We start from the raw sequence: 13,426 nt of genomic DNA, 5'->3' as shown, positions 1-13,426 counted from the left end.
AGCCACAGTATCGGCAAAGCTTGGTACATCATCGCCGCTGTGGGACGATTTCGGCAGTAGGGATTTATCTTTACGGTAAGTGGTTGTTTAAACTGCAACAGAGCTAAAGTAAATTTAAACAAAAAAGCTGACAAGGCTATTCATAGCATTGTCAGCTTTTTTATGGCGCTAATTTAGTATTACGCTGCTTTTAACGACGCTGGTGCTGCAGTGGTTTCAGCTTTACTTGCTGCAAATCTGACTTTTCCAACAGGCAAAATCACCCGGCCATATTCAGCATTCAGCACTTGCGCCATGGCAAAGTAAATGGCACTTAAGCCACATAAAATACCTTCAAAGCCAGCAATGGTGCCAATTAGCTCGCTGCCGGTAAAATCTCGCGCAGCTAATAGGAAGAATAAAATAGTTAGCAAGCCAAAGACAATTTGCTTGGCTAATGGGTAACGCATAGAGCCAATAAACATAAAGCCAGTAAACATGCCCCAAAGCGCTAGGTACCAACCCATAAAGCTTGCAGGACTTGCCGCAAAACCCATTTTAGGCATGACAAGTAGACCAACTAAGGTTAACCAAAATAGCCCATAAGAAGTAAATGCTGTAGTGCCAAAGGTATCGCCACGTTTAAAGCACATGATGCCGACAATCACTTGGCCAATGCCGCCGTAAAAAATACCCATAGCAAGGATCATTGAATCAATTGGAAAAAAACCAGCATTATGAATATTAAGCAAAATGGTGGTCATACCGAAGCCCATTAAACCAAGTGGCGCTGGGTTTGCGTATGAATTTGTCTGCGGTGTCGACATTGAGTTCCCCTACAGGAAGTAATCAATTAAGTAAGTAGTGACGATAGTGTCGTCACACTAGATTAACTTTGGTTAATCTTAGCGCCGCGCATAATAATGTAACCGCAGGAGGCAATCAAACTAGCAACCAAGGGATCTGAGGAATAAGCACACTAAACAATGCGATTAATTAGTGTTGCTTTTCAGCTTGTTAAATAAAAAAGTGGCATTAACCTCTCAAGTGAACACTTGAAGGCTTGCCAGCTCACAAATATTGCCAACTACCGATCTAACTCACAATAAATCAGCATTAAAGCCTGCTTATAAGTAAACTAAAACACGCTAGAACGTTTAAAAATTGCACTGACTCACAAAAATGAATAATAACGCCATTGGGATCAATAAAAAGGTTAATGCAAACACTGAGGATAAAAAAAGGGAGCCCGAAGGCTCCCAGTGGTTTATTTGCTATGAGAAGCAGGGGATCTCATAGCTGATGAAACATCAATTATTGCTAACTAGTGTGCCCCTCCAGCATGCATTATATCAATACCGTAAGTCTTACCTTCAGCATGACAAGTTGCACAAGATTCAACCGGCAGATTAGCAGTTGAAGCTGGATCGCCCTCAACTATCGCACCATTACTCTTGAAGTGAGCCATTGCTGAGGCACTTGAGTGAGCGTGACAAGTACGACATGCTTCAGCGGTTGGGCTAATGAACATTGTTGCACCAGCATCTACTGCAATTGCGCGTTTACCTGAGGTAAGACCACCATCTGCTGCGAATAAACTCACATCATCTTTATGACAAGCTGCACATTCGGTAGCCACTGCTGGGTAACCTTGTGTTTCCATATCAGAATTTAAGTGTATTGCAGGGAAGCCACGGTTATCATCCCAAAGACCTGAATGGAAACGGTGAGCGACAGTGAATAAGTCACGGTTGCTATAGGTTAAGCCTTCAATTGTTTCAAATACTGGGTCGCCATTTTCGTCAACTGCATCTGTTTTATATTCAACAGCCACATGATAAGAGCCACCCCAAGTGTCGTTATGACAACCTACACATTGGTCGAAACGTTCGTTACCGTAATGCTTAGCGATACCTAATGAAGTATGACAAGTATTACATTTAGCTTCATCAGCGGTTACCCGTGCAGGGTCGCTAAAGCGAGATATCGTTGCGCCGCTACCATCAGCATTGGCGAGATTCCAGTAAGCTGGCGCCATAGTGACTGCTACATAACCAACATCATATTGCGCTTCGCCGCTTGAATCTAAACACTCAATAAGCATGCCTTCTGAATCGGCACATACTGAGAAGCGTGGCGTTACAGAAATACTCTTTCCGTCTAGATTAAACTCACCTAATTGAGTCACCATTAACTGACCAGCGGATGCAACAACACCATTTAGATTAACCGAAGCACTACCGTAGTAAGTACCATCAGTGTCTATCCAGCCGGTTTTCATTTCATCGTATTTAGTAAAGTTAGTGAACTCGAAACCATCTTCAACGGCAACACCATCAATAGTGACATCAAATGTAATCACCATTTCATCCATGTCAACTGTTGCGCTTTCAGTGTAACTCACACTATTTAAAGCAATTTCAATTGAATCAGTGGCAATCGCTCTCGCTGCAACATTATGTGCTTGCATTGGGCTTAAGCTACCTGCGCCATGACAACCAGAACAGGCTGCATCACTTTCAGGTACGATACCTAGGTGGTTTTCACCAGTGGCTAAATCTACATCGGTATGACATGACACACATGCTTCTGCGTAAACATTATCATTCCATTGCATACCGTTATCATGACATGCGGTACATTGATTTATTTCTGATGGGAAGCCAATTTCGCCAAACATCTCTGCAGCTTCACCTTCTAGATCGTCAATATGATGACCAGCGTGTAATGTGTGGATCATTGCATTCCAATTAGCGTTAAAGCCTTTTTCTGGATCATCCTCTCCACCCGCATAAGCAGGATTATGACAGGCTACGCAATTTTCAACTTTTTGATAATTATGGTGGGCACCAATATTGGCAATTCGAATATCAGTGGCTTCATACCCATCCATTTGAGTATGACACTTAATACAAGAGGCGTTAGACACTGAATCTTTTTCAGATACAGCTAGCTCACCTGTTGCTGGAATAAAATCAACCGGAGTAGAAAGAAGCTTGTCTGCAATGCCTTCACCAGTGCTGTCTACAACATCATAGCTACGAACCATAACGCGATGTAAGTTATTGGCATCGCCATCTGCAAGCACAACCGGTGCATTGCCTTCATGTTCCCAAGTACCAGTGTAAGTGCCAGGGTTTGCTTCATCTTCAACTAAGGTACAAGCTTCAACTTCTGCGCCGCCGCGGGCTTCTGCCATACCTGTTGGCGTACAATACATACTTGAACCAAATTCATTGGTTAGGGTATGGCTTTCCCACAATAGTGGCGCGCCAGTATCCGTGGTATTGGCCGCTTGATTCATCACATAAAGCGCTACTTTGTCTAAGCCACTAAAGGGCACATCTTCGCCTTTAGCTGTTTTGCCTGTTACCGTAAATTTGATAGCAAAATCATCACCTCCTACTACCACGATATCTGCAGGGGCTAAGCTCAACACAAAATCAGCAGCAGATGCTACTGTATCAACAACACTTCCCGCTGGTGCTCCTGGTGTACCTGGTGTACCTGGCGCGCCGGGTTCTCCTGGGGCACCATCTTTACCATCATCTCCATCACTACAACCCGCTAGACCAATAGCAGCGATTAACGCTGCTGCTAGAATCGACCTTTTATATGTTCTCATTATCGGATCCCCTATATAGGTATTTAAATCTGCTTTAGCAGTAACTTTAATATAAAAGATACCCCTTTAGATGTATCAAAAGAGTTTCATATATGTGACTGAAATTTAAAGATTTAGATCTTGCAATTTTACAAATCGAAGTTGGCAATTTCGATATATGAAATTTGTATAGGTTATTGAGTTTTATACTGATAATGATTGTTATTAACGAAACAGATTTGCGCTAAAAGAATGGTGGAAACAAGCATAAAAAATGCACAGTTCAAGGTGAATGACTCGACAGCCATAGCGCTTCTCTAGCCCATTAAAATGATATTCAGCGGCAGCTCCCCCAGCACAGGGAAATGGCTAAATAGCACATAAGCGATTTAGGCAGCGATTAACTTAAGCACTGAATTAATAATAATCTTTCTGCTGTCATCACAATAGCGGCGGTATGAGGAGGTTCTTTCAATAAGGTGGTATTGCGGCGCGGCGCCATGGCCAAGCAATTTTTCTCTTTCGGTTTCCGGTAAGCTTTCAACACGTAGTGCATTAAAGTGATTTAACACTGCAGCTTCTGATGTGGCTATAAAGCTGAAACTTCGCATGGTCAACAAGTGACAAAACCACTCTTCAATGGAACTAACTCGACTGATATTAAGCGGCTCAATCCCTGATTGACGGCAGTAAATTTGGAAGAAATCTAATTTATCATTAAACCCCTTGGTATCGAGCAGCAAAAAGGGATAGTTAGCTATGTCATCTAAACTTATAGCATCATAGCCCCAAATAGGATGATTCGTTCTAGCCACAATCGAAGTGGAATCACTATGACCGAGGCTTTCAGATAATAAATCGCTGGCGCTGGCTGGGCCAAGGTTAATCCCTAAATCAATGTCACCTTGGTGGATCAACTCTTCAGAATGCTCATTCCATATATGCATTCTGACTTTACCTAACTTATCCATTATGTCGTCGCTGCCAAGCGCCATTGAAAGTGAAGTCATAATGATGGGAGTTACCGCAATATTGAGCACGGTTGATGAATTAGTACAGTTACCTTCATGTACGATGCGTTCAATATTTGAGGCTGACTCGCAAAAACTACATATGGGCTGATAAAGGTGCTCTGCTAGCGCGGTAGGTCTTAACCCTTGTTGACGTCGATAAAATAACTCATCATCAAAGGTTAACCGTAACGCCGTTAAACAACGGCTTATTTTAGGAGCTGAAACGTTTAATTCTTTCGCTGCAAGGTTAGCAAAGCCTGTTTCATAAATAGTTTTAAAGACCAACAAACAGAACACGTCTAATTCGCTGATTTTCTTAAGCGCTTTGAAATCCATGCAATTACCTAGTAATAACCTTGTTAATATTAGGCTTAATCTAACATAATTGTAACAAGTAAAACTTGATCAAGCCCAACCTTATAGAATTAATTTAAGTTTTTTTAAGGTTTTATAAGATTTACTTAAGATTGATTTCAGTTTGAGTGAGCGAGCGAAACTCCCCGACTAACAATTGCTTATCCAAGTTAATATTGCCCACCGACTCACGATGTAAACCAATCACCGGATTCCTGAAGCGGCCAAACATACGCTTAATTTGATGGTACTTACCCTCTTGTAACGTCACCCGTGCTTGATACTCTGAGATGATTTCAAGTTGCGCCGGTAAAGTGGTGATATCTTCAAAACCAAAATACATCCCTTGATTAAAAGCGCTGATATATGAGTCATCAATGGGATTTTCTAACGTCACCAAATACTGTTTGTTTACTTTGGTTTCAGGCGACATCAAAGCTTGCGACCATTGGCTGTCATTGGTAATTAACAGTAAGCCAGTAGAATTTAAATCAAGCCTACCAGCAATATGCATCATTTCAATATTGACGCCAGTTAATAGCGACAAGGCCGTGGGATGAATATCATCTTTTGTCGCGCTCACCACACCCACAGGCTTGTGTAACATATAGTATTGTTTTTGCTGGTTCTGAATAAAGTCACCATCAAGCATAATAGCGGTAAACTCATTAATTTGATGGTCCATCTCTTTACAAGTCTCACCATCAACATTGACCCGCCCAGCCAGTAAAATTAGCCTTACCGCCTTTTTAGGTAGCTGTAATTTTTTAGCTAAAAACTGATCTAAACGACTTCGTTTACTTTGCATTTATAAGCTCAATTTAAGTGATTTATTCTTATTTAACTAGTTAAAAGAATTAACTTATTACTAATCAATTTAGTGGATAGTTTGAGTTGGCAAACTAAATCGCATACCCTATTTGAGAGCGAATCTAAAAGGGAGTGATATGTTTTTGCAGCCAGTCTATCCGATTTTACAGCCAAATATGAGTATTGTAGAGCTAAAACAAGCCATTACTGATTTTGATATTTGGCTAGAGCAACAGATTAGTTGTAGCCCAATTACCGAGATCCTGACATTTCGCGCTCAATTTTTTGATAAACTTCTCAGTCATATTTGGCAAAAGTTTACTTTTGATACAAAAGAAATCTCTCTCAATGCTGTAGGTGGCTACGGCAGGCAAACTCTACACCCTTTTTCTGATATCGATATTTGTATTATTCATGACCACAACTTATCCACCGATGATGCCAATAAACTCAGTGATTTTCTGACTCAATTATGGGACTTGGGTTTAGATTTAGGCCATGCAGTAAGGCGCCTAGATGATACTTTTGTCGCCTGTAAAGAAGATGTCACCATCGCCACCACTTTACTTGAAATTCGCAATATTTGTGGCCATGAAAACCATCAACACCAAGTTATCAGCAAACTCTATGGCGAAAGTATTTGGAGTAGCGCAGCCTTTTTTGAAGCCAAGTTTAATGAGCAACAAGTCAGGCATCATAAAGCCCAAGGCACCGCCTTTAATATTGAGCCCAATTTAAAAAATAGCCCTGGCGGCATGCGTGATATTCAAACGATTACTTGGATAGCTCGCAAACATTTCTCCATTGACGATCTTAAAGATCTTCGTCGTCTTAATTTTTTAACTGCTGATGAATACGCAGAACTAATGGAGTGCCAAAACTTTATTTGGCGAGTGCGATTCTCATTGCATCAAGCGTCAAACCGCTCTGAAAATAGACTTTTATTGCAACATCAAGCTGAAGTCGCTCGCCTACTGGGATTTGGTGACAGCGGTAATATCACCATTGAAAAAATGATGCGCCAATTGTTTAGAGCAATGAAGCGTATTCGTGAATTAAACCTGATGTTGATGGCTTATTTCCAACGCGAGATATCGCCACTGAAACACAATAATTGTATCGATATCAATGACAATTTTGAGATCTTAAATGGCCAAATAAATGCAAAAAATCAAGATGTGTTTATTGATAGACCGCAGATCATGTGGATGTTTTATTATATTGCCGAATACTATCAACAAGTAAAAGGCATTACCCCTGAGACCTTAAGGTTGATCAGGCAAGTACGTCGTCGTTTAATGGGTGATTTACAAGACTTTCATGTCTGCCGTGAACTGTTTGTCAAACTATTCAAGCACCCACAAGGCATGGGGCTGGCAATTACCTTAATGCATCAACATGGCATCCTTACCTCATATTTACCCCAATGGCGTGAAGTGGTTGGCCAGATGCAGTTTGATTTATTTCATGCTTATACTGTGGATGAACACACGCATAAACTGCTAAAAAACTTATATGCACTAACCCATGATGACATTAGTCACGATCACAAATTGGCCGCTGATATCTATGCTCGGTTCCAAGCCAAAGAAACCATTTTATTTGCCGCACTATTTCATGATCTTGCTAAAGGACGTGGTGGTGATCACAGTGAACTCGGCGCAGTAGATGCCAAATTATTTGCCAAATTCCATGGTTTAAAAAACTCACAGCAGCAATTAATTAGCTGGTTAGTGGAACAACATCTATTAATGTCCATCACCTCCCAGCGTATGGATATTCAAGATCCTGATGTCATTACTGCTTTTGCAAAATCCGTGGGCAGCCTCACTAAACTTGATGCTTTATATTGTTTAACGGTGGCCGATATTCAAGCCACCAATGATGATCTATGGAATGATTGGAAAGCCAGTTTATTAACCGACCTCTACTTTGCCACCCGTAAAGCCCTCAGGAATGGTCTTGAAAATGTATTGCAACTGCGCAGCGTGGTTAGGGAGCACAAACAAGAAGCCCTTAATATCATCAATGCCGATTCACAATTAACAGATGAACACCAAATACAGGCTCAATCTGCTGCTATTCAAAAACTATGGAAAAACCTGCCGTTATCCTTTTTCGGTAATGCAGAATCCAGTGAAATAGCAAAATACACCCTAGGAATACTTTCGCATCAGCAACAAGCTCAAGCAGATTCTGAATCGTTAATTATTGTTGATGATAGTAATGTCAAAGGCTGTAGTGATGTTTTTGTGTATACCAAAGACAGAGCAGGCTTGTTTATTTCTCTGTTTAATACCCTATCAACCTTGAAGATATCAGTGAAGCAAGCACAGATTTCACAAACTAAAGACGGTTACGTGGTTGAAGCTTTTAAAGTACTCGACTTTGACGGTAAACCGATTTTCAGTGCTCAGCGCCGCAAACAAGTCACCAGCAAGCTACGTCAAGTGATAGACAATAATGTAATGCCGCCGAAAAAGCGCCCTTTAAGACACACCCAAAGTTTTGATAACAAACCCACCATTGAATTTATTCACTCTAAAAAAGCTAACCGCACCTTAGTGCATATTTTAGCGCTAGAAACCCATGAGTTTATGGGGCAAATAGCCAGTGCATTCAGAGCACTAGAGCTTACAATTCATTCTGCAGCCATCAGCACAGTCGGTGAGCGAGCTGATAACGTGTTTACCCTTTCCAACCAATACGGTGCACAGCTTTCAGAAGAAGAACAAACCGATTTACAGGAAAAATTAGTGAAATCGATCACTTCAACCTTATAATTATCTCAATTAATGTTGTCAATGAGCGATACATGTCTACCAGCGAAACAAAAACAACAGCTTATAGCTATAGTGTTGAATATATTTTAGATCGATCTCATTTTGAAGAAACCTTCGATGAGTCAGTTGTCATTAATACCAGTCCAAAGCGTTACTTAAAATCTGTGGCATTTTTAGTCGCTGGATTTTTAATGACCATCACCGAGTTAAGCCCCTATGTTGCTTACTTCTTTATTGGTTTAGGGGCAGTTGAAGCACTGCAAGTTAGGTTTAATCGCGCTTGGTGGTTAATGAGGCAACTAATAAGTAAGTCAGCGAATAACCCAGTAAATTTAACCATTGACGATAACGGTATTCATTCAAAGTCGACTTATATTGATCATCATTTAGCTTGGGGTGATGTTTATCGCATTGCAGAAACAAGCCAAGGTTTTTTACTCACAACCCAATTAACCAAGCATTATGTTTCTAAGCGCTGCTTAGATGACACTTGCAGTGATTTTATTCGCAAAAAAATGAACTAAGCATCTGTTTACATAACGTGTTAACACTTAGAGGAACAATTATGACTAAACCATCATTAAGTTTAAGTATTGTCGTAAGCCTTGTTATCTGCAGTTTTTTCAGCACAGATACCAATGCCAATGGAATACCAGCCCCTGAGGATACCGTAAAATCATTAACGGCGGCCTGTGAAAATATGGCCGCTGAAGAACAAATTGAAGCCATCGAAAAACAGCAATTTATTACCGACTGCATCAATGCTCAGTTAATTGAAATGGGCTATCAAAGGCAAGCACCGCTAGAGATTGAACAATCAAATACTGAACCAGTTGAGCAAGAATTAAATTAACGCCGTGACGCCTTTGGTTAAAAACGGCTTAATGTAAATTAATCACACCAGTATCAGTTTGTATCATTAAGGTAAAATCAGTGTAGCTAAATAATGAACAATGTTAACATTATGTTTATTGAAGTTTTATTGATTAGGTAGCAGCCTTAGATGTATCGATTATTGCTCATACTTACCATTGTTATTGCTGGTATCAAGCCAGCGCAAGCTGAAGACACCTGTCAAATTGATGGCGACTGCATTGTGGTTGGTCAATGGGATGTCAGTCTAGCTTTGGGCTGGGGCAATAAAACCAACCCAGTAAGTACCTATAAAGATATACCTATCTATGTCATACCCTCCGTCGCCTATTATGGTGAAAGCTGGTTTTTTGACAACTTCAATTTTGGCTACACCCTGGTAGAGCAAGAAAGTTTTACCCTTAATCTCGCGAGCAGTTATAGCGATGAACGTGCTTTCTTTTATCGCTGGGACCCATCAAACATTTTTTTACCCCAAGCCAGTAGCTTTGATGAGACGGTTGAACTCCCTGCAGCGGATCTCACAGAATCTAGAGGTATATCACAACCTGAGGTTTTAAATGAGCTTGAAACCAGACACTTCACTGTATATGGTGGTGTGGAATTTTTTTGGTACGGCAAATTAGGTATATTAAGACTCACCGCAGCCCATGATTTACTTAATGTTCATAATGGACAAGAAGCCAGTGCCAGTTGGTCGTACTCTTTAGCTCTTGATAAATTCCGCTTTGATTTATCATTAGAAGCTGATTGGAAAAGTTCGCAAGTTATTGCTTATTACTATGGTATTAGATCAACTGAAAATCTATACTGGAACACGCAATATCAGCCAGGTTCTGGCTGGAATAAAGCGATTGAGCTAACGACACGTTATAGTCTTTCACAACGCTGGGATTTACTTTTAGCGGCACGTTACACCCGGTTAGCTGATGAAATTATTGACAGTCCAATTATTAATGAAAATTACTCTCGCTCCTACTTCATTGGAGCTGCATATAGGTTCTAATCTTGTTCAGTAAACAAGAATATAACCTCTATCACTTTTTCGGTATATTAATACTGATATTTAGTGCTTTCTGCGTCAAAGCTGATACGCTTGAAACGCAAGCACAGCTTTCGGCTACGCCTCATTTATGCCTCAAAGACGCTCAAAACAAACATTGCGAGATGGATATTGAGCTAAATTGGCAACTGAAAACTGACCAACTCATTTGTATTGAATCTAACTATCAAGCAATGAGTCGCTGGTGTAGTGATTCTACTGATGATCATTCATTGCAATTTTCAGTAAAAACCAATAAAGACATTCACTTTGTCTTGGTGAGTAAAAATAATAATAATGAATTGGCGGACGTAATCCTAAAAGTCACCACAATGTCCGAACCTAAAGTTCGCAGACGTTACCGAAATCCTTGGAGTTTATTTTAATGGCAACCCCCCCATCAACTCATAGAGTTCTGTTGGTAGAAGATGATATTCGTCTTGCCAACTTAATTGTGGACTACCTAAAATCACACGATATGCACGTTGAAGTTGAACGACGTGGCGATACCGTTTTAACACGATTGATTAGTTACAAGCCTGATATCATCCTACTTGATATTATGCTGCCTGGACTTGATGGATTAAGCCTGTGTGAAAAATTACCTGACTACTTCTCAGGCCCTATATTGTTAATGAGTGCGCTTGGCTCTCCAGAAGACCAAATCAAAGGCCTAGAATTAGGCGCTGATGATTATGTTGTCAAACCTGTCGACCCAAGCTTGTTAGTGGCACGTATAAACAACCTATTACGCCGTCAGGCACAACCGCCAAAACCAGAATCTCATTGTTTAAGCTTTGGTAAGTTAAGCATCGACCCGCATACCCAAGCGATTCGCTTAGGCAATACCGAGGTTGATTTAACTAGCCATGAGTTTGAATTATTGTGGTTACTGGCGTCACAAGCGGGGCAAGTATTAAGTAGACAATACATCTACCAATACTTACTCAATATCGATTTTGATGGTAAAGACAGAAAAATTGATGTGCGCATATCTCGCTTACGTAAAAAGCTTGGAGATAGTATCGAAACACCATTCAGAATAAAAACTGTTTGGGGACAAGGTTATTTATTCGCGCCTGAAGCGTGGAATAACTAATTAGGTCATAGAAGACTTTGAAAAGACTCTTCATCAGCCTATACCTATTACTTAGCTTAAGCTTTTTAGGTATAGGCTGGACATTAGATAGCCTCTGGCAACAGCAAGTCGATGAATACGAGAACATTGACTCGCCATTAATCGCCTTTGCATTATTATTGTCTTTGCAACCTAAAGAGCAGCGCTTAGCGCAGCTTAAAATCATTCAAAAGCAACACCCCTACCCGTTAGCTTTATTTGAAAAAGATGAAATTGCTTTAAGTGGCAATGTCGAATTCTTGGCCAATGAAATAGTCACCACCACCACAGATAGCAGCCACGAATTGCAATTTATTGCCGTGGGTGATCAAGTGTTAATGGCAGGCCCAGTAGATATCGATCCCCGCGGGTTGCTGCGTAATATTTTTACGATATTCTTTTATTTGATGCTGGCCTTTGTCGCCTTAATTTGGGTATGGCCATTATCCAAAGATCTCAAAACCCTTAAAAAAGCCACGCAAAACTTTGGTGAAGCCAAATGGGATACCCGTATTGAGCTCAATCCCGGCTCTCAAGTCGCACCGTTAGCCAACACCTTTAATGACATGGCGCGGCATATCAGTGATTTAATTGAAAACCAAAAACACCTCTCTAATGCCGTATCACACGAAATCAGAACCCCGCTAGCAAGGTTAAAGTTTGCTTTAGCCTTACTACCACAATATTGTTTGCCCAATAGCGATGAGCAACGACGCCAGCAATTTCTTGATGACATGCAAATTGATATCAAAGAAATGGAAACCTTACTGCAAGAGCTATTGACCTATGCCAGCTTAGAAGTGCAACAAGAGCCCACATTAGAGCGCTGCGGCTTAGTGTCCATTACAGAAGAGCTGATCACGCGTTTAACCCCATTAAGCGATAAACCGATTAAATTTAAGCATATGTATAGTGAGTTATATGTGATGGCAGAACCACTGCTGATTGAGCGTGCGATTCAAAATCTTGTTACTAACTCCCAACGCTACACCCATAATGAAATTGTTGTGTCTTTGTCTGAAGATGACCAACACCTGCTCCTAACAGTATCTAATGATGGTCCCGCGATCCCTGAAGAAGATCATGAAAGATTATTTGAGCCTTTTTATCGCAGTAAGTCACAGCACCAAGGCAATAAAGGCCATGGTTTAGGCTTAGCCATTATCAAACGCATCATGTTGCGCCACAAAGGCGATGTCACATTAACCAGTGATGATGACAACACTTGTTTCACTTTAATGTGGCCAAAAAGTAAACGCGAACTAGCTGCAGAAAGCGCACATTAATCTCAATGGTTAGCTTAACGCTGAAGCTGACGATAGAAATAATGGAGATTGGCCGTTAGCGGCGCAGGCTGTAATAGACCCACCACATCAAACTCAATAATATTAATTACAGCTAAAGCCTACCTAAAACCACAAGGTTGCAATCACTAATCTAAGCTAAAATCAGCCAAATCAATGTTGTCATCATCAGTTTGTTCATCAAAGTCAAATTGTGGATTAGCCTGAGCTTGCTGCTGTTTTATCGCTATTTGATGGGCTTTAAATTTGGCATATTGTCGGCGGCGCTTTCGCTGCTGGCATAAGCGAATAATATTATGCTTTTGTGCATCAGAAAAATGCAGCCAGTTAAAACGCTCATCTCGATTTCTCAAACAGCCATTACAATATCCGCGCGCATCAGTTTGACACACACCTATGCAAGGACTTGGGACGGAAAAAAAACTTAACTGTTCCATATTTAACTGACGTTTCTCTCCGACAAAATTGAAGTTTTATGCTTCTAACTTAGCATTAATTAACCAAAAAGCCATGTTCAGCGCTGGTTATTTGACCGACGAATTCTGTG

The 13,426-nt window shown here is 40.7% G+C and carries 12 protein-coding genes; 7 read left to right on the top strand and 5 right to left on the bottom strand.

All coding sequences use genetic code 11. The annotated features are described in order from the left end of the window. Positions 1–179: 179 nt before the first annotated feature. From BCU91_RS19805 to BCU91_RS19790, 4 genes are all read right to left on the bottom strand, one after another. The gene (locus tag BCU91_RS19805; RefSeq protein WP_102438811.1) at positions 180–806 is read right to left on the bottom strand and encodes a GPR1/FUN34/YaaH family transporter; all 627 of its coding nucleotides are present in this window, start codon (positions 804–806) and stop codon (positions 180–182) included. A gap of 497 nt (positions 807–1,303) precedes the next feature. Further along, positions 1,304–3,604 carry an OmcA/MtrC family decaheme c-type cytochrome gene (locus BCU91_RS19800; RefSeq protein WP_102532210.1) on the bottom strand — a complete coding sequence of 767 codons (2,301 nt, stop codon included), beginning with the start codon at positions 3,602–3,604 and terminating at the stop codon, positions 1,304–1,306. Positions 3,605–3,972: 368 nt separating this feature from the next. After that, on the bottom strand, positions 3,973–4,932 hold the full coding sequence (locus tag BCU91_RS19795) for a LysR family transcriptional regulator (RefSeq protein WP_102438815.1): 960 nt from the start codon (positions 4,930–4,932) through the stop codon (positions 3,973–3,975). Positions 4,933–5,053: 121 nt separating this feature from the next. Then, positions 5,054–5,758, bottom strand: a complete 705-nt coding sequence (locus BCU91_RS19790) for a 16S rRNA pseudouridine(516) synthase (RefSeq protein ID WP_102438817.1) — start codon at positions 5,756–5,758, stop codon at positions 5,054–5,056. 139 nt (positions 5,759–5,897) lie between these two features. On the opposite strand from BCU91_RS19790, the gene glnD reads away from it, so the two are divergent. The 7 genes from glnD to BCU91_RS19755 all read left to right on the top strand — a co-directional run bounded on the left by glnD (position 5,898) and on the right by BCU91_RS19755 (position 12,861). Continuing rightward, entirely contained in the window at positions 5,898–8,543 is a 2,646-nt protein-coding gene (glnD, locus tag BCU91_RS19785) for a [protein-PII] uridylyltransferase (protein ID WP_102532209.1), read from the top strand. Positions 8,544–8,575: 32 nt separating this feature from the next. Continuing rightward, positions 8,576–9,067 (top strand): YcxB family protein, encoded by a 492-nt coding sequence (locus BCU91_RS19780; RefSeq protein WP_102532208.1) that lies wholly within the window; start codon positions 8,576–8,578, stop codon positions 9,065–9,067. 41 nt (positions 9,068–9,108) lie between these two features. Further along, on the top strand, positions 9,109–9,396 hold the full coding sequence (locus BCU91_RS19775) for a hypothetical protein (RefSeq protein WP_102475559.1): 288 nt from the start codon (positions 9,109–9,111) through the stop codon (positions 9,394–9,396). Between the two features lie 150 nt (positions 9,397–9,546). After that, positions 9,547–10,422 carry a MipA/OmpV family protein gene (locus BCU91_RS19770; protein ID WP_102475560.1) on the top strand — a complete coding sequence of 292 codons (876 nt, stop codon included), beginning with the start codon at positions 9,547–9,549 and terminating at the stop codon, positions 10,420–10,422. Positions 10,423–10,424: 2 nt separating this feature from the next. Next, positions 10,425–10,844, top strand: a complete 420-nt coding sequence (locus tag BCU91_RS19765) for a DUF3019 domain-containing protein (RefSeq protein WP_076541170.1) — start codon at positions 10,425–10,427, stop codon at positions 10,842–10,844. Continuing rightward, positions 10,844–11,557, top strand: a complete 714-nt coding sequence (locus BCU91_RS19760; protein ID WP_076541172.1) for a winged helix-turn-helix domain-containing protein — start codon at positions 10,844–10,846, stop codon at positions 11,555–11,557. The genes BCU91_RS19765 and BCU91_RS19760 overlap by 1 nt, the downstream gene beginning before the upstream one ends. Before the next feature lie 17 nt (positions 11,558–11,574). Continuing rightward, positions 11,575–12,861 carry an ATP-binding protein gene (locus tag BCU91_RS19755; protein ID WP_102475561.1) on the top strand — a complete coding sequence of 429 codons (1,287 nt, stop codon included), beginning with the start codon at positions 11,575–11,577 and terminating at the stop codon, positions 12,859–12,861. Positions 12,862–13,007: 146 nt separating this feature from the next. On the opposite strand, the gene BCU91_RS19750 is transcribed toward BCU91_RS19755, so the two are convergent. Further along, positions 13,008–13,316, bottom strand: a complete 309-nt coding sequence (locus tag BCU91_RS19750; RefSeq protein WP_102438832.1) for a DUF1289 domain-containing protein — start codon at positions 13,314–13,316, stop codon at positions 13,008–13,010. Positions 13,317–13,426 lie beyond the last annotated feature (110 nt).

The sequence above is a fragment of the Shewanella sp. 10N.286.52.B9 genome, from assembly GCF_002873635.1.
Classification (GTDB): domain Bacteria; phylum Pseudomonadota; class Gammaproteobacteria; order Enterobacterales; family Shewanellaceae; genus Shewanella.
This window is presented reverse-complemented; position numbering and strand designations above follow the sequence as displayed.